Source organism: Burkholderia plantarii (assembly GCF_001411805.1).
GTDB classification, from domain to species: Bacteria; Pseudomonadota; Gammaproteobacteria; order Burkholderiales; family Burkholderiaceae; genus Burkholderia; species Burkholderia plantarii.
The window spans coordinates 3100009-3121651 of the sequence record NZ_CP007212.1; the positions used below are offsets into that span (position 1 = coordinate 3100009).

The following is a 21643-nucleotide window of genomic DNA, read 5'->3' on the forward strand; positions in this document are numbered from 1 at the left end:
GGGTGCAGCAGATTCTGTATTTTATTCGAGCCAAGCGGTTGAGGTGAAATTGCAAACGATTGTATAAGCGAAGAATTCTGGCCCGAACTACACGATTCGAACGTACGGCCCACGACTTACAAAGCCAACGATAGGCTCCCGAGGCAAGCTGGCGAGTGGCGGCTATTCTTTCAGGACGAGACGTAGCATAAACTGCAGTCGAACGGCCAAGATGGGCTGCGGATTCAACCCTACGATGCGCGACCGTTGCAGACCGGCCAGAAACAGCATTTCACCGTGACGACTTAGGGACGACAATTGACTGCACCCCGGCAGCTCACAACTTCCCTGGAATAGAGTCCCGGATCAAGTAAAATCGTGCGTCCGTTACCGAGAGGCAGACCGAATGATTAAGGATATTTCCACGCTCATTGAAGCGTTGACGAAAGCCGCATGGCCCATTTTAGGATTTTTCCTTGTGTGGCGCTTTCATGACGAGATCGGTTTGATTCTTCGCAGAGTCGCGGATTTCAAGAAAGGCAAGCTATTTGGCCAAGAAGTGGAAATGGAGGACAAGCTTGATCGCTTAGAAGGGTCAGCGGTGGCTGTGGTAGAAAAGGTAGCGGCTATTCCGCCCGAGCAAGACACCGTCTACGCCAATCTTGCTTCGGCACAATTTGATTACCTAGTGGAGGCAGCCCGATCGCCCCGTGCGGCCTTTATGTTGCTGTCCGCAGACGTAGAACGTGAGGCTACGATCGTACTCGCACGAACCGGACAGCTTCGCGGACGGACTGCAGTTCCCTTGGCGACGGCAATGCAGGAGATAAGTGGTCTCGTGAGTTTCGGGCTCTCAGATGTGCTTGAGTTGCTAAGCCAGTTTCGCTCCGTCCGTAACGCCATTGTTCATGGTCAAGCGATAGTTACAGAGAGCGAAATCTTTCGAGCAATTGACTCAGGGTTGAAGTTGCTCAAAGCCCTCAAAGCAGTCCCTTCCGAAAAACATACCGTCAAGCATGCAAATTTTCCGCTATTCGCCGATGCTAATTGTACCATTCCATTTCCGGAGGCCACTGGGCGACAAGTGTTCGGCTTAATGCTTGAATCGGAGGAGCCCAGCACCGGTAATAAATTCGATCGTGTATTTCCGTCCACGAACCGCAGCTACAAGATTGGTGAACAGCTCTCGTGGGAATGGGAGCCAAACCGTGTTTACGGACAGGCATGGTATCGGCACCCTACGGATGGGACACCCACTAAGGCGTGGGATCAATCGATGGAATTTGCGGGGCGGCCACTAGACAAAATCTGATAGACATAGTGCTACAGGAGACTTTTCGGCAGCCCACTCCAGGGCATCGACTGACGGCTTCCGATGGGATAGCGAACGTGCAGGCAAGCAGACAGAAAGTCAACCACGAATTAATAACGATCCTCGATGAAGTGACTGCGAAGTAATCTCAGACCTGATCCGACGCCGACTGAAAGATCAGGTCTTGACCTACGCAGATTATGTCATTCCGTAGCGCCGGGCCTCCGCAAGCAGATCGCGCCCCCATGTAGCGTCCTTGAGGGCGTCGATGGCCTCCTGCAGCGCCTCCATACCGCAGTCGGCCACCGCGGCGATTGATTCGCCATTGGCCAGCGCCGTGGCCAAGTAAGCCATGTTCCGCTTGGCATATTCGACGGCATCCTGCGCCACTTCATCGAAATACGCCTCCGGGGCGCCTGATGTCCGCTCGATGTTGTCGGGGAGTGCCGGCACCGACCCCGTGGAGTCGATCATCGCCTGCACCAGCTCATCGTATTTGCTGCTCATTGCTCACCACCTCTCTTGTTTGGCGGCCCCTCGACCGCCGGGGGTTACTCGGCACACGCGCGCTTCACGGTGGCCGTACCGATGCCGAAATGCTCGGCCGTGTCCTTGATCGAGGCCCCGTGCTCGGCACGCCACGCCTTGATTTCCGCGTAGTCGCTGGCCCGCTTCCGGCCGGTGTACTTGCCGGCGTCCTTTGCGATCGCGATACCGCGGCGCTGCATCTCCGCCCGATTCTTGTAGTCGGCCTCGCCCTGGGCGGCCATAAAGGCCAGCACGGCATCGCGTGATGCCTTCTGGATTGCATCCGTCTCGTTGCCGTCGAACACCATTCCGTTCAGCGTGCATTCGACCCGCACGCCGGCGTCCATGAGGCGGCGCATGGTTGCGTGCAGCTCGTCATAACGGCGGCTAATGCGATCGAGCCAGCGAACTACCAACGTCCCGCCGTGCCGCAGGTCGTGCTCAACCTTTGCCCATTCCGGCCGATCGAGCGGGGCGACGTGGTAGCCGCTCACGCCCTCATCGATGAACGTGTCCTTGCCGGTGACGCCGTGGGCCTTCGCGTCCTCGACCTGGCTGGCGGAGGACTGGCCGTCCGTCGTACTAATCCGCCCGTAGTACAGCTTGCGCATGGGTCACCATGGATCATTAGTGTTTGTGGATCAATATTAAGATGTGGATCATACACAGTCAATCCTATTGATCCACTTTTTCGACCCGGCTCGTATGGCTCGCATCGGTATACCCTGTTGATCCGGGTCACGTCCGGCGCGCGCTACGCCAGTCGTCGAACACGATCAGGCCGATAACCGCGACCACGAGCACTGCCTGCACCGGGTGGGTGGCGAACGTCTGGCAAAGAGTGTTAGCCATCGTCATCGCTGCCAGCAGCGTCACTGCTTGTTCTTTCCGTTCCATAAGTTCTCAAATAGTTGAACCGTCTCGCCACCGTGGCGTCTCGGCATGACTTCATCCTGGCCGCCCGACTACGGCCGGCATCCATTCGGTTTTCCTAGCGAATGCCGCGAACATCACAACTTTTCCGCTCGCCGGCCAATGCACAACATTCTGTCTTCCAGCGATCCACTTTTCCTCTTGTGGGTTCTTCGCTTGGCGTAGCTGTATTGTCGAGCTGGCCGCTGGTCGATTCCTCCCGTGGGTTCTTCGTGCCTGCGGGCGCAGTGTCTCGCTTCTGAGATTGCGTGGCCACAGTGGCCGTCTGCCGGTAGCCGAGACCACGTTTCCCTCCCTGTGACGATCTTGGCTCGAGCCAAGTTTTGCACCGCCCGGGTGTCGGGTTCCCGACTAAATCGCCCCGGAATACACATTTATGTTTATGATTGAGGCTCAACTACCGGAGTGCCCCTTGCTGAAATACCCAGCCCGTTTCGAACCTGCAGAGGCAATTGAAGGTGGCTACGTCATCACGTTCCGCGACATCCCGGAGGCGATTACCCAAGGCGATGACGAGGCGGAGGCCCGTGAGATGGCCGCCGATGCCCTGCTGACGAGTATGGATTTTTACTTTGAGGGGAATCGGCCAGTTGCTATGCCATCGGAGCCGCTGGACGGTGAGGTGATGATCGAGCTTCCGGTAAGCGTGTCGGTGAAGGTGCTATTGCTGAACGAAATGCTGGCCCAGCACGTCACGCCCTCCGAGTTGGCTAGGCGCATGAACACGTCTCCGCAGACCGTCAACCGCATCATGACGTTGAAGCATTCGACGAAAATCGACACGCTCGCGGACGCATTCAAGGTGCTCGGAAAGCGGCTCGATATCAGCGTCCGGCTGCGATAGTTCAACCTGGAGATGCCTCCCTACTCAGCGACCACACCTCTGTATTTGCACGATGTGAAACGCGACGCAGCCTTGGAGGGAGCACCGGACATCTCCAAAGACAGGGCCTCTAACTCATATCCCCACCCCGCTCCGCAAAGCCGCTGGTATCCGGCTGTTTCGCAAAGCGTGGTGCGGCAACGCACTACCTCTACCAGCTCCGCCCATTGATCGGGGGCGCCGCCGGTTCATTCACTCTGATCTATCTACTAGGAAACACCTACATTTGAAGAACCAAAAAAACCTGGCATCGGAATCCCTCACGACGGCAATCACAGAGATGGAATCGGTGGCCGCTGAACTCACCCGCCTTGAGGCGGTAGTTCGAGAGATGCCAGGGAAGCTGATGGAAGCTGAAGCTATCGAGGCGAAGGCCCGTCAGACACTGGACGACAAGATCGCTGAAACGCTGGCTTTCGACCCGTCAGCCGAAGTACCCCCCGAGATTGCAGCCCTCGAAGCGGCCGCAGCAGCAAGCACGATCGCGGCTAACCGCGTGCGTGGCCAGCGCGCCGGTATCGCCCGGCAGATCGACCAGAAGGCGGCCGAGCTGGAATCGCGCCGTGCGATCGTGGCCGACGAACTCGGGCAGCTCTCGACCGCAATTCGTGACGACCTGGCCGAGAAGATCATGCTGAAAGCACGTGAGCTAGCCGACCTGTACGCCGCTTACGACGCCTTCACGGTGGCCAATGGGATGCCCTCCGATTGGCTCGACCTCGCGCACGTCTCCGATCCCCGTAAGGCCATGTCCCTGAGAGCACCAGGTGGCGGCAAGTACGACCACGCGCCGAACCTCCTGGCCGAACCTGGTCACGAGAACTCGGCAGCAGTGAAGGCGATCCGTCCTGCCCTTGAGACGATGCGGAAAGCCCGCCAGCTCGTGCGCTCCAAGCGCCATGCCGGGAGCGCGCATGCTTAAGGCCCTGCACGTTCCCACCTACCAGGTGCTCGCGATCCGCCCGGAAAGGCTGACAGCCTACACAGCACAGCGTAGCCAGCAGGCCGCAAACGACTCCCCGCTGGACTTCCGGTACACGGTGACGGCCGGTGTTGCCATCCTGCCTATTGCTGGCGAGCTGGCACAGCGCACGACCGACACGATGCTCGGCTATGACCTCATCGCGGCCGAGTTTTATCGGGCTCTGGCCGACAGCTCCGCACACGCTATCGCTCTCGTGATCGACAGCCCTGGTGGAGACGTGGCTGGCCTGTTCGACCTCGTGGATGCGATCTACACAGCCCGGACGGTAAAGCCGCTGTTAGCCATCTGCTCTGAGTCGGCCTGCTCGGCCGCCTACGCGATCGCCTCGGCATGCGAACAGGTCACGGTGCCGCGTACCGGTATCGTCGGTTCCGTAGGCGTCATCACGGGCCACGTTGACGAGTCCGTGAAGCTCGACAAGGCAGGGGTAAAGGTCACGCTCATTACCGCCGGCGACCGCAAGGCCGACGGCAACCAGGTACAGCCCCTCTCCAATGAAGCTCGTACACGGCTTCAGGCTGATGTTGATGCCATGGGCCGGCTGTTCGTGGCTACCGTGGCCCGCAATCGTGGCATGTCGGCCGATGTCGTAGGTTCGACTCAGGCCAGCACGTTCATGGGTAGCAGGGCGGTAGACGTGGGATTCGCCGATGCCGTCATGGCCCCGGATGACGCGTTCCTGGCTCTCGCTGGCCAGCTGCAGGCCGCGTAACTCGGTATGCAATACATGGAACGGCCTTACCGGAACGTCGGTAGGGTCGGCCGTGTCGCGGCCCGCTCTATGCGGAAGCCGCGGCACCAGCCGTACCCCGCCCGTATCACGTCCCCCTATCCCTTCCCAATCGATGCGAGAGCAACCACACTATCGCGGAGGGGCCGTGGTTGATCCTTCCGAAGAAGTATCACACGAGGACATCTCGCAGCGCGTCGAGCTACATCCACCACCTCGGTACGTCGAGTGGGAGCCAGACGCAAAGCTCTCCGTAGTCCCGCAACACGTACTGCGAGCGGCGGGGTGGCAACAGGTACAGCGACCCGTGTACAGAGTCTCCGCCGGCTCCTACGTGGACTTGGAAACCGGGGAAATCGTCAAGAAACGCGAGATGTTTCAGCGTCGATTGCCGGTTCCTCGGAACACCGGGCTGCACCTGGTCGAGCAGCTCGGCGTGGTGAACTCGCTTGGGAAGTACCCACGTGACCTTTGCGTGTTCCTGCTACGCATGCGAAACGGCCGAGGTGGGTTCGTGATGCAGTTGCAGGACCTGGTGGACAGCTACATCCACCGCAACGGGACAGTCGATCGACTCACCCGAGCAAGAAAGACACACGCGGAGTGGATAGGCGAGATAGCGCGGGCCGGGATTCTGGCCAACATGCAGACTCTCGGCTCAAAGTTCCAGAAACACGGGGATCGCTCACCGAGGAAGGTGCTCGAAGAGGCGGCGACCTGGTGCGGATGGCCTGGCGTATTCCGCGGCAAGAATGGCTTCTCACCAGGCATCCCCGCGTAGAGGTGTATTAACTACAAGCAACACGGCTGAGAGCCCTGCCACATAAGGATTCTGGTTCAGAAAACTTGGCTTTCTCGACCAGGTTTTTCCGATTCCGTGACGGGACTCAGAACGCGCTATTGCCGCGGCCGCTCACGCCTTGAGCTGATGCCGTTCTTCTCAAGCAGCTTGCGTAGCCGCGAGTTCTCCGCGAACAGGACGATGTACGAAATCACGAGCATGAGCGTAGAGAACCACTCGCCCGTCACGTGAATGACAAGCCAGCACGCGAACGCGCACACGGCGCCGGTGACGATCAGCAGCAGTCGGTCGGCGATCCACTTCATTGTTTGCCTCGCGTGACGAGCTTCGCGCGCACGCCGTAGTTGTTGTACGTCGTCGGAGCGAACACCTCGGGATGCCGGATCATATGGGCCATAACGACGGTCGGGATAGCCAGGCCCATGCTTGCACCCCACGTGGCGATCGCCACCGACGAGCGCAGGCCCCTCGGGTCTTTGCATTCGGCCACGGCGTCGGTCGCCACCATCAAGCTACCGACCACTGCGCCGAGGTAGAACACGCCCAGCATGCTGCCAACGACCGACAGCGCCTCAAGGCCCGTGGTCGCACCGATCAACTCGGCCACCGTCGCGCCCGGCCCAAGGGTCTTGAGCACGCCCAATGCCGCGGATGTAGATGCCAGCGAGGTCTGCAGGGTCGCAAACAAGGTGGTTGGCACGGGCAGTCGTAAAGCCGCCATATTGTCCTGAAATGCCTTCGAAAAACTGACGCACGATGCCATGAATCGGCCCTCTCTTTTGTCTTGGTGCCGCAACGCTATCAGGTGAGCAAGCGTCATTCAACTCTCAGAGTTGCCGGGTTCGCGTGCCGCCGACCGTCCCCGGCGAGCGGCAACGAATGCAATCCGCCCCGGAACAGGACGGAGAGGGGGCTTTCGACGGGTCCTCCGCCGCCCTTCTTGCCCGTGGGCCTTGCGCGCGCGTGCGCTTCCCCTAGCTATAAAAATTTCAAATTTGGTTGCCCCCGGAACTGGTTGCCCCCACGCCGACAAGGCTTACGCAGCATCAGCAATAGAAACGTAACACCGACTTCGACTGGAACATGCGTCTATCTTCCATCTGCCTGGGGCATCTTCCCTCGCCAGCCTGCGCAAACAGCTTCTCATCAGAGAGAAATGTAATTCACAGGTTGAGCAGGACGAGGCTCGTTTCCTAGCAGCACTCGATCTCGTTTGCACGGTATGCTCTTGCCAGGGACTTACAGTATCCACAAGAGATTCCAGAGGATCACAGAATGAAGCTCACAGATCACGAGCAAGCCCATGTCGATAACGGTGGCCGGGTTTTCATCATCGAGGAAATCCCCGGCCCTCTGTGGCGAGTCGTGTCCGTATCCAAGGAACGAGGCGTCCGCGTCCTTTTGAAGCCTCAAGATGAGGACGGTTACGAAACGAAGGAGCGGGCCGAGGACCACGCTAATAGCATCGCGGTATTGTCCGAGGACGGCACAATCGTCCGCCCATCATAGCTACGCAGTACCCGGAAGCGTAGCGGTCAGTTACCCGGCTCCGAGCGGGTCGCGCTGCCCCGCTCGCCCTAGATTTTTTAACAATCGTCATCCGCACTTACTTGTCCACCTAGAGCACACACGTTGCAGTGGAAAAGAAAAGTGCCATTGATTTTATTGACATTTTTGGAATCCCCCTCTCTCCGCCAGACGATCGCGCAAAAACGGGCCTCACGGCCCGTTTTTCGTTTCTAACCGCCAATCAGCCCACTTAATCAAAAATCGCATGTCTGCCACCGGCAGGCCGAGATGCCGAGCTTCATGTGACTGCCCGGGCGTATTGCAGACGATGCGCGAACCGTAGAGCACGCGCTGACATCGACGAGTACCAGACGCTGCATGCGGAAAAGCATAGACACCACTACCGTCGTTCCCACTTCAATCAAAAAGGCGAAATGAAAGTTGTCGACGGGCTTGTATCGCATCGCGCCCAAGGCAGGTGACGGCGACCGTGCCCGAGAAAAAGACAATGAAGAAAGCCCTGAAGGCCGCAACCCTCGCGACATCGAAGGAGCGCTTCTCGATCGTGACTGGCGGCAAGGGTGCCCGCGGAACGGGACTTGAAGCGATCAACGCAGATCCGACGAAAGCACGCCGACCGATCCGTGTTCTTTGACTTCGTCAACGGTGCCAGGACATGGCCGTGCTGGACAGCACGCGCGAGGCAATACCACCAGCGTTGATCGCCGAAGGTTCAGGCCATCCCGCCCGGGACGCATGCAACGAGCGTTACCGGAACGGCTGTCCCGCTCGGCCCATCGCATCGACGAGAAACATCGGCATCGCCGAGGACACGCGCGGCACGATCGATCAATCGGCCAGCATCGCCCTGCACTCCGTCGCGCTCCGGCACAACGCTCCCCTCGTGCATCGAACCCGGTCTCATGCACCGTCATCCGGCCCGACGGGCATCCTCACTCGCGCACACCAGTCTCGGTGGTTCATCAGGCATGCTCGATCGTCACCGTTCCGGCCCGACGCGGCATTTCCCGGCCGACGATTTCGGTCAGTCAATTCAACTCATAAAACTCCAATAAAAATAAGCCGAAAAATTTTGATTTTTCTCGATCTTTAGCTCCCCATTCCTGCCCCTTCGTCGAAACAGGCAATCCCTCCTGTTGATCCACGTCACATACCTCAAGCAAACGCATCGCCTGAAAATAGAAATGATTTACATTCTCGCTCACATCATTTCGCCGCCCGCTTGTGCGCCCATTGATTTGGCATCCGAACTAATCGTCAGTCTCTGGCGAACTCAAGAAACGACCGTCCAGTCCGTCATTCCGCATGCCTGTCGATGTGCCGCCACGTCCCGCATCAACCACGTAGCCGCCAGCCGGGAGGCGCGATGGTGCTTCGTCACACCACCGCTAACGGGGAAAGTATCCAAATCATGTCATTCATCAACAGCCGCTCGGCACTACGTGTGCTCGCGTCCAGCGCCACCACCGCCAGCCTGGCGATGGGCGCTTCGCTGACACCGCTCGCCGCCCATGCCCAGTCCGGCGCCACCGCCAACGGCACGACGCCCGGCGCGATCCAGGAAAGCACCGCGCTGCCGCGCATCGACATCCGCGGCAGGTCGATCAGCAACACCAACCACTCCCCGGTAGGCATCTCGCGGCTCGGCGACACCGTGCAGGACACGCCCAAGACGATCAACGTCATCTCGCACCGGCTGATCGAGCAGCAACACGTGACATCGCTGGAACAGGCACTGAAAAATGTCCCCGGCATCACGATGTCGACAGGCGAAGGCAACGGCGGCCAGAACGGCGACCAGTTCAGCATTCGCGGCATGTCGGCGAAGGGCGACATCTACGTGGACGGGCTGCGCGACTTCGGCGCCTACAAGCGCGACAGCTTCGACACCGAGAGCATCGAGGTCGTCAAGGGTCCGTCGGGCGCCGCATTCGGTGTCGGCAACGTGGCCGGTATCATCAACCAGACGACCAAGCGCGCGGTGCTCGACACGGCCACGAGCGTCAACCAGAGCATCGGCTCGGCGTCGACGTTCCGCACCACGGTGGACAGCAACGTCAAGCTCGGCGACACGACGGCCGTGCGCGTCAACGGGATGTTCCAGGACGGCAACGTGCCGGACCGCGACCATGTCCGCGACGACCGGCGCGGCGTCGCGATCGATTTCGGCACCGGGATCGGCACCAGCACCGAATGGCATCTGAACTACGAGTATCTGCATCGCAGGGGCGTGCCGGACTACGGCATCTCGATGGCGCAGGGCGACGACGGCATCTACCGGCCACTGACCGAATACGGCGTGCCGGGGCTCTCGCCCTCCACATCCTATGTGCGCGACACCGATCGCGACAGCACCGATACGCACCTCATCACTTCGCTGTTCAAAAAAGCGCTTGGCAACGGCATCACCATCGAGAACGACACGCGTGCGACCGTCTACGAACGCGATTTCTCGGCGACGACACCCAACACGCTGACCAACGCGAACCTGCACACCCTGCTCGACGGCACGAACATTCCTCTGCGCTACGGCGCGGGCGGCGGCGTCGCCTATCGCCAGAGCGGCTGGGCCGTGCAGAACGTGCTGAGCGGCAAATTCGATTTTCACCTCGGCCAGTTCCGCAATCAGGCCATGCTCGGCCTCGATACGATCTACGAGCGCGACCACCGCGACCTCGGCAAATGGACCGGGCGCATCAACAACCAGACCGTGATCGATCCGTCCCACGTGATGCCGGGCGATCACTCGATCGCCTATGGCGCGACCACGCGCTCGGCGGACGCGACCGACATCGGTGTATTCGCAAGCGATCGCTTCTGGCTCAACGATCAGGTTTCGCTGCTGGGCGCACTGCGTTGGGACTATTTCCGCAGTTCGTTCGCGACCAATGCCTCATCGATCGGCGGCACCTCGAACACGAACAAGCTGAGTCCGTCGATCAGCGCGATCTGGGAGCCGACCAAGGCCACGATGTTCTATGCCGCGTTCTCGCGCACCTACCGGCCGATCGGCACCGACATCGCCTACGCGGTGGGCGGCAAGCAAGCCGAAGTGCCGAGCAGCGGACCGGCGAGCGAACCCGAACGGTCGGACACGGTGGAAATCGGTTCGAAGCTGGATCTGATGAACGGCCGGCTCGGGCTGACGGGCGCGTTGTTTCAGACGAAGAAGACCCACGCGTATTCGGTCGATCCAGAGACGGGCGACATTCTGGCCGGCTTCAAGGAGGACGGCGACGGGCTGCGTGTGCGAGGCTTCGAGGTCGGACTGTCCGGCAAGATCACACGTCACTGGTCGGCGAATCTCGCTTATGCCTACCTCGACGGCAAGGTCACGTATTCAAGCATTCCGTTCAGAACCGGCGAAAACGCACCGGACGTACCGCACAACAACCTGACGCTGTGGACCAGCTACGACGTGCCGCAGGTGGCGCTGCCGATCCCCGGTAAGCTCGTCCTCGGCGGTGGCCTGCAGTATGCGTCGTCGTATCTCGCGAACGGGGCCAAGACCGCCAACCCGGGGCACATGCCGCATACGTTCGCGCTCGACGCGATGATCGCCTATCAGTACGGCCGCTACAGCCTCTCGCTGAACGGCTACAACCTGACCGATCATCTGAACTACCAGTCGGCGTTCAGTTCCGCACGCGCGGTACCGGTGTCGGGCCGCACGGTCACGCTGAACTTCGGCGTCATGCTCTGACGGCTGCGGCGCGCATGATGTTCCATCGCGGGCGCGCTTCACGGCGTCGCCCGCGATGGATCGGCGCGACCTCCCCTCGCCCGCGGCTTGCCGCGCGGGCCTCAGTTCAACCGAACGGATGCCATCATGCTCATTCATATCCCGGACGTGCTGACCGCCGGCGAACTCGCCGTGTGCCGGCGCCTGCTGGCCGACGCGCCCTGGCAGGAGGGCAGCCTGACGGCCGGCGACCAGGCCGTTCAGACTAAGCACAACCTGCAGATTCCTGCCGATAGCGCGGCGGCCCGCGAGCTCGGCGAGATCGTGCTCGCCGCGCTCGGCCGCAACAGCGCCTATCACTCGGCCGCGCTGCCGTTGCGCGTGCTGCCGCCGCGTTTCAACCGCTACGGCCCCGGCATGACCTACGGCACGCATGTCGACAACGCGATCCAGACCATTCCCGGCAGCGGCGGCGCGCGGATTCGCGGCGACGTGTCGAGCACGCTGTTCCTGTCGGACCCCGACGCTTACGAGGGCGGCGAACTCGTGATCGAGACCGGTGCGGGCGTGCAGGCGGTCAAGCTGCCGGCCGGCCATCAAGTCGTGTATCCCGCATCCACGCTGCACCGCGTGGAACCGGTCACGCGCGGCACGCGCGAAGCCGCCTTCTTCTGGGCGCAGTCATTGGTCAAGGACGACGGGCAGCGCATGATGCTGCACGATCTCGATCTCGCGATCATGGCTATTCGGCGCAAGCTCGGTGACGGCGATCACGCGGTGCTGAGCCTCGTGAATCACTACCACAACCTGCTGCGGCGATGGGCGGAACTATGATGCAGACGCCGCTACACGCTGCCGGCGGCGCGCCGCGCACCATCCCCGCCGACACCGTCTCGCTCGCGGATTACGCGCGACACTTCTCGCGCCTCTGCGATCCGGCGATCGCCGCCTACATCGGCGGCGCGGCGGCCGACGGCATCACCCAGCGCGACAATCTCGACGCGTTCGCGCGCATCAAGCTGCTGCCGCGCGCGCTGGCCGACCTGTCGGGCGCGAGCGCCGCCAGCGAGCTGTTCGGCGCGCCGCTCGCCTATCCGATCCTGCTCGCGCCCACCGCCTATCACCGTCTCGTGCATCCCGACGGCGAACTCGCCACGGTCGAGGCGGCGTCGCTGACGCGCACCTGGATGACCGTCAGCGCGCAGGCAAGCGTGCCGCTCGAAGCGATCGCGCGGCGCGCGAGCTCGCCGCTGTGGTTCCAGCTCTATTGGCTGCCGCGCCGCGACGATACGCTGACGCTGGTCCGCCGCGCCGAGCAGGCCGGCTGCCGCGCGATCGTCGTCACGCTCGATGCGCTCGTGAGCGGCGCGCGCAACGCCGAGCAACGCGCGGGCTTTCGCCTGCCGCCCGGCATATCGGCCGCCAACCTCGCCGATTTCGAGCTGCCGGCGCACGCCGTCGCGCGCACCGGCAGCCCGGTGTTCAGGCAGATGCTGCACGGCGCGCCAGGCTGGTCCGACATGGCATGGCTGAGCGAGCGCACCGCGCTGCCGATCGTGTTGAAGGGCCTGCTGAACCCGGCCGATGTGCGGCCCGCCCTGGAGGCCGGCGCGGCCGGGCTGATCGTGTCGAATCACGGCGGCCGCACACTCGATACGCTTCCGGCCGCGCTCGATGCGTTGCCGGCCGTCGCGCGTGCGGGCGCCGGGCGCGTGCCGGTGCTGCTCGACGGCGGAATCCGCCGCGGCACCGACGTCGTGAAGGCGCTCGCGCTCGGCGCGTCGGCCGTGCTGATCGGCCAGCCGGTGCTGCATGCGCTCGCGGTCGGCGGAATGCCCGGCGTCGCACACATGCTGACACTGTTGCAAACCGAACTCGAAGCCGCCATGGCGCTGGCTGGCCGCCCGCGGATTCGCGACATCGATCCCTCGCTGATCTGGACGCGTTGAACGGTCGAACCGCACGGCAGGTCACGCCCACCGCGGATGCCCAACGCGAAGACGCGATGCGCGGCAAACATGCGCCGACCTTCGCAACGACCGGCACACCGCGCTTCACCAGGCGCCCGGGACGACGGCGGCAAGGCCAACGCGCCCGGCGCGATCCCCTCACCGCAGCCGGAATACCCGCACCGCGTCGGCCAGCCTGCCCGCCTCGTCGCGCAGCGTCACCGCCTGGCGCTGCGCCTCGTCCACCACCTGCGCGTTCTGCTGCGTCACCTCGCCGATCTGCGTCACCGCCTGATTGACCTGCTCGATGGCCTGCGACTGCTCGCGCGAGGCCTGACTGATCTCGCCCATGATGTCGCGCACCTGGCCCACGCGTTCGACGATCCCCTGCATCGTCGCGCTCGCCTCGCCGGCGATCCGCGCGCCGCCCTCGACGGTGCCCGTCGATTCGGCCACCAGCGCCTCGATCTCCTTGACCGAGGCGGCGCTGCGCTGGGCGAGCGCGCGCACCTCGCTCGCCACCACCGCGAAGCCGCGGCCCTGCTCGCCGGCACGCGCCGCTTCCACGGCCGCGTTCAGCGCGAGGATGTTGGTCTGGAACGCGATGCTCTCGATCACGCTGGTGATGTCGGCGATGCGGCGCGCGGAGCGGCCGATCTCGTCCATCGTCGAGACCACGCGCTGCACCGCGCGGCCGCCTTCGAGCGCGGCCTCCGAGGCGCCGGACACGAGCTGGTTGGCCTGGATCGCGTTGTCGGCGTTCTGCTGCACGTTCGAGGTGAGCTGTTCCATGCTCGCGGCCGTACGTTCGAGGTTGCCGGCCTGGCTCGCGATGCGCGTGGCGATGTCGCCGCTGTCGCTGGCGATCTGGCCGGTGCGCTCGGACATCGCGGCGGCCCCTTCGCGCACCTGCGCGACGATCCGCGCGAGCCCGTCGCCGATGCCGTCGACGGCGCGGATCAGGCGGCCGATCTCGTCGTCGCGCGCCGGCTTGCCGGCACCGATACGCACGCTCAGGTCACCCGCGGCCAGCCGTTCGGAGGCCTTCGCGGCCTCGTCGAGCGGGCGGCTCACGAGCCGCCGCACCGCCAGCACGAACAACACGCCGAACGCCACCACCAGCGCCATCCCGACCAGCAGGAAGCGGTCGCGCGTGGCCTTCACGTCGGCCATCACCTCGTCGCGCGGCGCCACGCCGCCCACCAGCCAGTGCCACTCGGGCACGTAGCTGAACGACACGTACTTGTCGCTGGCCGCGCTCTCGCCGAGCGCCGCATCGACCGAGCGGTACTCGAGCCTGCCCTGCTTCATCTCCAGCATCCGGCCGTAGGGCGCGCTCGCCTCGTCGGCCGGCTTGCCGACGCTCACCGGATGCACGATGAAACTGCCTCGGCCCGGGCCGTCCGACGCGTCCATCGCGAAGAAATAGCCGTGCTCGCCGATCTTCAGTTGCCGGATGTCGGCCTCGATCGCGCCGATCTCGGCGCCCACGTCGACCCCGACGAACAGCGCGCCGATCACGCGCCCGCTCGCGTCGGCAAGCGGCTTGTACTGCGTGATGTAACGTTTGCCGAACAGCGCGGCCAGGCCCGTGTAGGTGCGCCCGGCCAGCACCGGTTGGTAGGCCGGACCCTTGCGGTCGAGCAGCGTGCCGATCGCGCGCGAGCCGTCGCCCTTCTTCAGCGAGGTGGTCACGCGCACGAAGTCGTCGCCGCTGCGCGCGAACACGGTGGCGATCGCGCCGGTGCGCGCGAGAAACTCGTCGGGGATCGAGAAATCCATGTCGAGCACGCGGTCGCCGGCCTTCAGCGTCGGCGCCGGGGTGCCCTGGATGTCCACCTTCTGCGTCTCGTCGAGCGCCACGCTGGCCGACAGCAGGCTCTGGAACTGCGTCATCGAACGGCCGACCTCGGCGGTCAGCGCCTTGTCGAGCAGCGCGATGGTCTCGGCGATCGACTTGTCCTTCTCGTCGATGCGCATCAGCACCTGCCCGGTGACCTGCTGGCCCGCCGAGCGCGTCAGCGCCAGGGCGAACACGGCCAGGCTCAGCGCGAACAGCAGACAGGAAAGAACGGCGAGTCGCACACCGATGCCGGCGCGACGCAAGGGAGAAAAGTCCATAGGGGTACGTGTACTCGAAAAACCGTCGGGCTTGCCCGGCACCGCGCGACGGTATTCGCGCACGGCCGGACGGCGGAACGCGGACAGGTTCGCGCGAGCCGCCACCCGCGAACGACTGGATGACAGGATGAGTTCTTATCGGCACCCCGGTATCGATCTTTATATGAAGATTTCAAACATATTGCAGTCAGCCTGCAAAACGTAAAAATCGGGCGGGATTGAAGGGCGGCTGCGAGCGCCGACCCAATCGGCCTGCGGCACCGTGCTCACTCCCATTCGGCCACGCCGCCGTGGTGCGAACAGGTGCCGGAGCGGTGGCGGCTGAAGCTGTAGCTGCCGTCGCGGCATTTCGCCGAGGCGCCGTCGGGCACGCGCCCGTCCTTCGTATGCGCGGGCGAGTGGACCTCGTCGCCGTCGCGGTTGCGGTAGTGGCCGTGTTCCTGAAGCTGCGCCTCGTCGGGCGGCGCGGGCTGATAGGCCTCGGCCGACGAGGCGGCCAGCAGGCAGGCCGCGAACGCCGCGGCGAGCATCACGCGCATCACGCACTCCGTCCGGCCGCGGCCGGTCGATCGGGTTGGCGGACGACAACCGGCGACCGCCGCACAGGCCGGGCCGGCCGCCGGCTCATTCGCTGCCGAACGTGGTCAGCGTCGATTGCAGCGTCGCGCCGCAGCTCGTCTTGTGGCCGTCGAACGCCACCGCGCGGCCGCCCACGGTGAACTCCGGATTGCCCTCGACGATCACGCAGGCCTGGTGGCCGGCGATCGGACACACGCAGAGGTCGCCGACGCGCGCGACGGGCTTGCCGTCCACCAGCAGGCTCGAATCGCCGGTCTGCACCACACCGCCGTGGCTCGTCGGATCGCCGACGCGAATCACGTTCTTCATCAGATCCCTTCCCGTCTTCCCGGTACGTTGAACGCGCGCCACGGGCGCGCGCCTCGATGCGCTCAGGCGTACTGCAACTCGAGCGTCAGGTCGCCCTGGCGCGGATCGAAGGCGAATTCCGCCTTGCCCCACGGACACGGCTCGAGCATGGCCTTGGTCGGATGCGGGCTCGCCACCCGCAGCCCGGAGGCCGCCGCCACGGCCTGCACGATCTTCGACTCGGTGATGCTGGCGTCGAAGAAGCGGATCAGCTCGAACAGCACGGCCACGCTCCGCACTCGCCCGCCGGCCACGTCGATCACGCAGGCGGCCGCGTAGCCACAGAGCGCGACCTTCTTGGTCACGCGGTAGCGCAGCGCGCCGCTGCGCGTGGTCTCGGGCGCGCCGCACAGCGCCTGCACGTCGGCCGCCAGCGCGCCGCCGGCATCGACGTCGATGCGAACCTGTTCAAGGTGGACCGCGCCGGTGGCCCAGTCGATCTGCAATGCGAGTGTCATTTCGAATAACCGATGATTTTTCCGGTGTCGATCAGGTTGCCCTTGTCCTGGTTCTCGACGAAGTACTGGGTGCCGCCGCCGCCGCCCAGATGCGGGTTCGCGCCGGTCTTGCCCTTGGCCACGCAGGTGTCCTTGGCGACGATGTAGGCATGCAGCTGGGTACGCATCGGGAACGCGCGCGGGCTGTCCCAGTTGTCCTTGTGCGCGACCTGCACCGAATCGTTGTACTCGCGCGCGGTGGACGAGGCCAGCACGCTGCTGCTGGTCACGAAATAGTTGCCGGGCGCGGGGCCGTGCGGATACAGCGTGTAGAGCACGGTGCCGCGCTTGACCACCACGTTCTGGTACGAATCGACGCCGCTGTACGGGTCGCTGCCCTGCCAGCTGCGCGCCGTGGCGGTCGGATTGCGCCCCTCGCACGGATTGCACTTCGGGCAGCGGGCCGGCTTGCCGCCCGCGCCGCCGGCACTGCCCGCCCCGCCGGCCGGCGTCCCGGCGAGACCGAGCGGATCGATCCACTGCACCGGGTTCGGCACGTAGGCCAGCTCGTTCAGGCCGCCGAGCAGCTCGGCCGGATCCTTCGAGACGTAGCGCCCGACGTCGGCCGCGTAATAGCGGTGACGATTGTAGGCCAGCCCGCTTTCGTCGTCGAAGTGCTGGCCCTGGAAGCGCAGCGGATTGCGCACCAGCTCCCCGGTCGCCTTCGAGACCCGCTCGATCAAGTCGAGCGCCTCGCCCCACGCCTTGTAGCGCGCCTCCCAGACGATCTCGCCGAGCTCGTCGGTGATCATGCGCGGCGTGCCGATCTGGTCGCAGTGATAGAACACGAGCCGTGCCTCGGCGCCGCGCTCGGGCACCCGCAGCAACGGGTCGTCCTCGGGCGTATAGCGCTCGTGCTCGCGCGGCACGGGGGTCGGCATGCCGGCCACGGGCGCACCCGTGTATTGCGCGAGCGGCACGAAGGTGCCGGCCTCGTAGAGATAGTGCCGGCTGTACTCGGGGCCGCTTTCGTAGGCGAGCGTGTCGCCGTCCCACCCGAACACGGTCGCCTGCCCGTCCACCACGCGCGCGATGCGCCGCCCGAACGCGTCGTAGAAGTAGCGCGCCTCGGTGCGCGCCGCGGCGGTCTCGGACCGCACGCCGACCAGCCGGTTGAAGCTGTCCCACTCGAAGCGCTGCACGCGCCCGGGCGAGCGCTTTTCGGTCACGTTGCCCTGTGCGTCGTACTCGAAATGGGTCCCCGCGTAGTCGCGCAGCAGGTTGCCGAGCACGCGCGGCAGCGGCGCCGCCGGCGTGGTGCCGGGCGGCACGTAGCCGACCGCGCCGGCGATGCTGCCGGCCGCGGGCATGCCCGGTGCCGCCGCGTCGACGAAGTTGCCGGCCGGATCGAACGCGAAACGCTCGCCGAGGTTCGGCGTGACCGCCTCGATCAGGCGGCCGACCGGGTCGTAGCGGTAGCCGGTCGGGCCGGCGCGGCTGTCGTCCACCTGCGTGAGCTGGCTCGCCGCGTCGTAGCGATAGTGGCGCGAGGCGAGCGCCGAGGGCGCGTCCTCGCGCTGCACGGTCTGCTTCGCGAGCCGCCCGGCCGGATCACGCGTGGTCTCGCGAATCAGCTTGCCCGGCAGCGCGCGGCGCACCTCGCGATGCAGGTCGTCGCGCTCGAACTGCACGCGCTCGTCGCCGTCGAGCACCATGCCGTGAACGTAGCCCGAGCCGTAGGTGAGCCAGTCCACGCGGTGGCCGTCGGGCCGCACGGTGCGCACGCGCGCGCCGATTTCGTCGTAGGCGTGATGCCAGACCACGCTGCGCGCCTCGCCGAACAGCGCGCTCGCATGATGCTCGCGCACCAGGTTGCCGACCGGGTCGTAGAAGTGCTGCACCCGGCTGTGGGCGTTGCGCGCGTCGATCAGCCGGCCGAGCGCGTCGTAGGCGAACCGCTCGTCGACCTCGCCGCTGACGCGGCGCACGAGGCGCCCGCCGCGATCGTATTCGACCTGCGTGAGGCGCCCCGCGTCGTCGATCGAGGCGAGCTGGCCGCTGTCGGCGTCGTACTCGTAACGCGTGAGCTTGCCGTCGAAGCCGACCGTCTCGAGCAGGCGGCCGAGCGCGTCGTAGCGGAACTGGAAGCTGGCGTGATTCGCGTCGGTCAGGCGCACCAGCCGGCCGATCCGGTCGTAGCCGTAGCTGAGCGCATGGCCGGCCGCGTCGATGCGCGTGCCGATCCGCCCGGCCGCGTCGTAGGCGAAGCGCGTGACGCGCTGCAGCGCGTCGGTGCGCGCCAGCAGCCGGCCTTCGGCGTCGTACTGGAAGCGCTCGACGCCGGCCGCGCCGCTCACTTCCTCGAGCGTGCCGTTGGCCGCGTAGCGATACGCGGTGGTGCCGCCGGCCGCGTCGGTGGCCGCGAGCAGCCGCCCCCCGGCGTCGTAGGTCCAGGTGCTGGTCTTGCCGGAGCAGTCGGTGTACGACGCGAGCTGGCCTGCGTCGTCGTAGGCCATCACCCTGGTGCCGCCCTTCGCGTCGGTCACCTCGACGGGGCGCCCGGCGCCGTCGTAGACATAGCGCGTCTTGTGGCCGAGCGGGTCGATGTCGGTCGACACGTTGCCCTGCTCGTCGTACTCGCGCTGCCACGCATGGCCCTGCGGATCGACCAGCCGGACCATCTGGTCCTTCGCGTCGTAGTGCATCTCGAGCACGCTGCCGTCCACGCGCTGGTGGCGCACCAGGTTGTCGCGCGCGTCGTACCGCATCCGCTCGACGCCGCCGTCGGCATAGGTGTGCTGCACGAGGTTGTGGTTCGCGTCGCGATACATCCACTCCTCGCCGCCGTCCGGATGGATGATGCGGAACGTGTAGCCGTGGCGGTCGTAGTAATGGCGCGTGACGCTGCCGTGCGCGTCGGTGACGCTGACCATCCGGAAGTCCGGATGCCAGGCGAAGCGCGTATCGAAGCTGCCGTCGTCGGCATACTCGCGCACGCACTTCGCCCGGGCGCCGGTACCGTTCCATTCGAGGTGCATGCCGCGGCCGGTGCGGTCCGTGTAATGCGTGAGCAGGTGATGGTGGTAGCGGTATTCGCGGCGGTTGTCGTACTCGTCGAACGCGGTCACCAGATCGCCGTCGCGGTCGTAGGCGTAGCGCGCGAGCGTGCCGACGCGCACGCCTTCGCGATCGTGATGCACGGCCTCGACGATGCGGCCCGCGTCGTCGTGCAGGAACGCCACGATCGCCTGCGGCGCGATCAGCCGCGCGAGCCGCCGGCGCTGGTCGTAGTCCAGCGTGATCTGGTTGCCGGCGCGGTCCTTGATGAACGCGAGCCGGAACGCGTCGCCGTGCTTCTCGTAGGCTTCAAGCGTATCGTGCGCGCGCGTGAGCGTGAGCCACGTCTCGTCGAGCCGCAGCAGCGTGAAGCCCTCGCCTCGATCGTCGTGCGCCTCGCCCGGCGCGAGCCGCGGGCACTTCACGCTGCGGCCGGTGGCGTCGTGATAGACGAAGTTCGCGGCGTGGATGTCGATGCGCGTCGTGTACGGCGTGATCCAGCGCGCGCCGGTCTCGCCGGTCTCGTCGTTGGCGTCGAAGAACGAGCGGTAGGTGCGGCTCCAGACCACCGGCATGGTGCCGGGCAGCGCGAAGTCGGGATGGTCGAGCCGCTCGTCGCCGAGCGCGTAGCCGACCGAGTGGCGCGTGGCCGACTTGGCCGACGATACCGGGCAGCCGAGCTTGCACTGGTTCGGCCCGGGATGCTCGGCATCCTCGGTGTGGCGGATCGTTTCCTGCCGGCCCTCGCCTTCCTCGTGATGGACCCTGGTGGTGCCGCTCTCCTTCACGCCGGTGGCGTGGCGGCGCTTGCTCTCGATGATGTCGCGCTTCTTCTCGATGGCGAGCTGGATCAGGTTGATGAGCCAGCCGATGGTGCCGGCATCGACGCCGCCGAGCGCGATGATGCGCTGCTTGACGGTCGGGATCATGCCGCGCAGCAGGTTCGCCATCTTCATCAGCGCTTCGCGGTACGGCAGGTCGAGTGCCTTGGCGACCTGCGTGCCGCTGTTGATCACGCCCTTCGCCTCGATCTTCACGAAGTCGACGATCAAATGGCCGAGCCCGCTGAAGGTCTTGCGCGCGTCGTGCGCCGAGAAGCCGTCGGCGATCTGGCTCGCGTGCTGGTCGGCGGCGCGGTAGTTGTGCGCGGTGCTCAGCGCCTTCTCGCCCGCCACCTCGGCGAACAGGTCGGCGAAGCCGTTCAGGAACTTCTCGATGTAGTCGGCGCAGGTCTTGAGGATGCCGTCGAGCTGGCTCTTCATGCCGTCCACGAAGCTCTGGATCCTGCCCGCGAACTGCTCGCTGAGGCTGTCGATCACGGCCTGCAGCAGCGCGGTCTGCATCACCTGGATGGTCGCCTCGCCGATCGCCTTGCCGCTTTCGAGGATCTTCTGGCGCACCAGCTTCAGCACCGGCCGCGCGCCCATCCGGAACTCGGAGGTGGCGGGCGGGATCGGGATGATGCCGATCAGGTCGAGGCCGAGGTTGATCCAGTCGAACAGGTCCGGCTCCTGGCCCTGCTGGTGATGCTCGATCAGGTCCTTGATGTCGAGCACCAGATCGACGGCCGACATGATGTTCGCGACCACCGGCAGCGCGTTGGCCACCATCTCGAGCCGCTCGATCGTGATGATGTCGTGGCTGATGCTGCGCAGCCACCGATCGCAGGCCTTGATGCCGGCGGACACGTCGACGGTTTCGATCTGCAGCAGCGGGCCGACGTAGACGTCGGTCGGTTTGGGCATCAGCACGCCCGCGGAATCAGCCATGACGGTTCCGGTTCGAAAG

General features: G+C 64.8%; 21 protein-coding genes. 10 read left to right on the plus strand and 11 right to left on the minus strand.

Annotation, left to right across the window (positions count from 1 at the left end; all coding sequences use genetic code 11):
• Positions 1-385: 385 nt before the first annotated feature.
• Positions 386-1291: a hypothetical protein gene (locus bpln_RS35555; protein WP_148654022.1), complete on the plus strand. Its 906-nt coding sequence runs from the start codon at positions 386-388 to the stop codon at positions 1289-1291.
• A 198-nt stretch (positions 1292-1489) separates the two neighbouring features.
• Here bpln_RS35555 and bpln_RS13200 read toward each other — a convergent pair whose 3' ends face one another.
• The 3 genes from bpln_RS13200 to bpln_RS36690 form a co-directional block, all read right to left on the minus strand.
• The gene (locus bpln_RS13200; RefSeq protein ID WP_055139022.1) at positions 1490-1798 is read right to left on the minus strand and encodes a hypothetical protein; all 309 of its coding nucleotides are present in this window, start codon (positions 1796-1798) and stop codon (positions 1490-1492) included.
• Positions 1799-1842: 44 nt separating this feature from the next.
• Entirely contained in the window at positions 1843-2430 is a 588-nt protein-coding gene (locus tag bpln_RS13205) for a recombinase family protein (protein ID WP_055139023.1), read from the minus strand.
• A gap of 127 nt (positions 2431-2557) precedes the next feature.
• Entirely contained in the window at positions 2558-2716 is a 159-nt protein-coding gene (locus bpln_RS36690; protein ID WP_158512032.1) for a hypothetical protein, read from the minus strand.
• A 448-nt stretch (positions 2717-3164) separates the two neighbouring features.
• On the opposite strand from bpln_RS36690, the gene bpln_RS13210 reads away from it, so the two are divergent.
• From bpln_RS13210 to bpln_RS35560, 4 genes are all read left to right on the plus strand, one after another.
• Positions 3165-3596 (plus strand): type II toxin-antitoxin system HicB family antitoxin, encoded by a 432-nt coding sequence (locus bpln_RS13210; protein WP_055139528.1) that lies wholly within the window; start codon positions 3165-3167, stop codon positions 3594-3596.
• A 265-nt stretch (positions 3597-3861) separates the two neighbouring features.
• Positions 3862-4557 carry a hypothetical protein gene (locus bpln_RS13215; RefSeq protein WP_148654023.1) on the plus strand — a complete coding sequence of 232 codons (696 nt, stop codon included), beginning with the start codon at positions 3862-3864 and terminating at the stop codon, positions 4555-4557.
• The gene (locus tag bpln_RS13220; RefSeq protein ID WP_244131962.1) at positions 4550-5332 is read left to right on the plus strand and encodes a S49 family peptidase; all 783 of its coding nucleotides are present in this window, start codon (positions 4550-4552) and stop codon (positions 5330-5332) included. The genes bpln_RS13215 and bpln_RS13220 overlap by 8 nt, the downstream gene beginning before the upstream one ends.
• Before the next feature lie 166 nt (positions 5333-5498).
• Positions 5499-6131 (plus strand): hypothetical protein, encoded by a 633-nt coding sequence (locus bpln_RS35560; protein ID WP_148654024.1) that lies wholly within the window; start codon positions 5499-5501, stop codon positions 6129-6131.
• A gap of 116 nt (positions 6132-6247) precedes the next feature.
• Here the strand turns inward: bpln_RS35560 and bpln_RS13230 are convergent, their stop codons facing one another.
• Both bpln_RS13230 and bpln_RS13235 read right to left on the minus strand, forming a co-directional pair.
• A complete protein-coding gene (locus bpln_RS13230) occupies positions 6248-6457 on the minus strand; it encodes a hypothetical protein (protein ID WP_055139027.1) in 210 nt (69 codons plus the stop codon).
• Positions 6454-6972 carry a hypothetical protein gene (locus tag bpln_RS13235; protein WP_244131961.1) on the minus strand — a complete coding sequence of 173 codons (519 nt, stop codon included), beginning with the start codon at positions 6970-6972 and terminating at the stop codon, positions 6454-6456. Before bpln_RS13235 ends, bpln_RS13230 begins: the two co-directional genes overlap by 4 nt.
• A 455-nt stretch (positions 6973-7427) precedes the next feature.
• Here bpln_RS13235 and bpln_RS35565 point away from each other — a divergent pair, with 455 nt between their 5' ends.
• Together bpln_RS35565 and bpln_RS36695 are read left to right on the plus strand one after the other, a co-directional pair.
• A complete protein-coding gene (locus tag bpln_RS35565; protein ID WP_148654025.1) occupies positions 7428-7661 on the plus strand; it encodes a hypothetical protein in 234 nt (77 codons plus the stop codon).
• A gap of 508 nt (positions 7662-8169) precedes the next feature.
• Complete coding sequence (locus tag bpln_RS36695; RefSeq protein WP_158512033.1) at positions 8170-8316, plus strand: hypothetical protein; 147 nt, start codon at positions 8170-8172, stop codon at positions 8314-8316.
• A gap of 394 nt (positions 8317-8710) precedes the next feature.
• Here bpln_RS36695 and bpln_RS36700 read toward each other — a convergent pair whose 3' ends face one another.
• Positions 8711-8887: a hypothetical protein gene (locus bpln_RS36700; protein WP_158512034.1), complete on the minus strand. Its 177-nt coding sequence runs from the start codon at positions 8885-8887 to the stop codon at positions 8711-8713.
• A 206-nt stretch (positions 8888-9093) separates the two neighbouring features.
• On the opposite strand from bpln_RS36700, the gene bpln_RS13245 reads away from it, so the two are divergent.
• The 3 genes from bpln_RS13245 to bpln_RS13255 all read left to right on the plus strand — a co-directional run bounded on the left by bpln_RS13245 (position 9094) and on the right by bpln_RS13255 (position 13313).
• Positions 9094-11385 carry a TonB-dependent receptor gene (locus bpln_RS13245; protein WP_244131960.1) on the plus strand — a complete coding sequence of 764 codons (2292 nt, stop codon included), beginning with the start codon at positions 9094-9096 and terminating at the stop codon, positions 11383-11385.
• A 126-nt stretch (positions 11386-11511) separates the two neighbouring features.
• Complete coding sequence (locus bpln_RS13250; protein WP_055139029.1) at positions 11512-12198, plus strand: Fe2+-dependent dioxygenase; 687 nt, start codon at positions 11512-11514, stop codon at positions 12196-12198.
• Positions 12195-13313, plus strand: coding sequence for an alpha-hydroxy acid oxidase (locus bpln_RS13255; protein ID WP_055139030.1), 1119 nt, complete (start codon positions 12195-12197; stop codon positions 13311-13313). Before bpln_RS13250 ends, bpln_RS13255 begins: the two co-directional genes overlap by 4 nt.
• Positions 13314-13472: 159 nt before the next feature.
• Here bpln_RS13255 and bpln_RS13260 read toward each other — a convergent pair whose 3' ends face one another.
• The 5 genes from bpln_RS13260 to bpln_RS13280 all read right to left on the minus strand — a co-directional run bounded on the left by bpln_RS13260 (position 13473) and on the right by bpln_RS13280 (position 21624).
• A complete protein-coding gene (locus tag bpln_RS13260) occupies positions 13473-15434 on the minus strand; it encodes a methyl-accepting chemotaxis protein (protein ID WP_055139031.1) in 1962 nt (653 codons plus the stop codon).
• Positions 15435-15700: 266 nt separating this feature from the next.
• Complete coding sequence (locus tag bpln_RS13265; RefSeq protein ID WP_042625544.1) at positions 15701-15973, minus strand: DUF3761 domain-containing protein; 273 nt, start codon at positions 15971-15973, stop codon at positions 15701-15703.
• An 85-nt stretch (positions 15974-16058) separates the two neighbouring features.
• On the minus strand, positions 16059-16322 hold the full coding sequence (locus bpln_RS13270; RefSeq protein ID WP_042625545.1) for a PAAR domain-containing protein: 264 nt from the start codon (positions 16320-16322) through the stop codon (positions 16059-16061).
• Between the two features lie 62 nt (positions 16323-16384).
• Entirely contained in the window at positions 16385-16819 is a 435-nt protein-coding gene (locus bpln_RS13275) for a hypothetical protein (protein WP_055139032.1), read from the minus strand.
• Positions 16816-21624 carry an RHS repeat-associated core domain-containing protein gene (locus bpln_RS13280; protein WP_055139033.1) on the minus strand — a complete coding sequence of 1603 codons (4809 nt, stop codon included), beginning with the start codon at positions 21622-21624 and terminating at the stop codon, positions 16816-16818. Before bpln_RS13280 ends, bpln_RS13275 begins: the two co-directional genes overlap by 4 nt.
• Between the last annotated feature and the right edge of the window lie 19 nt (positions 21625-21643).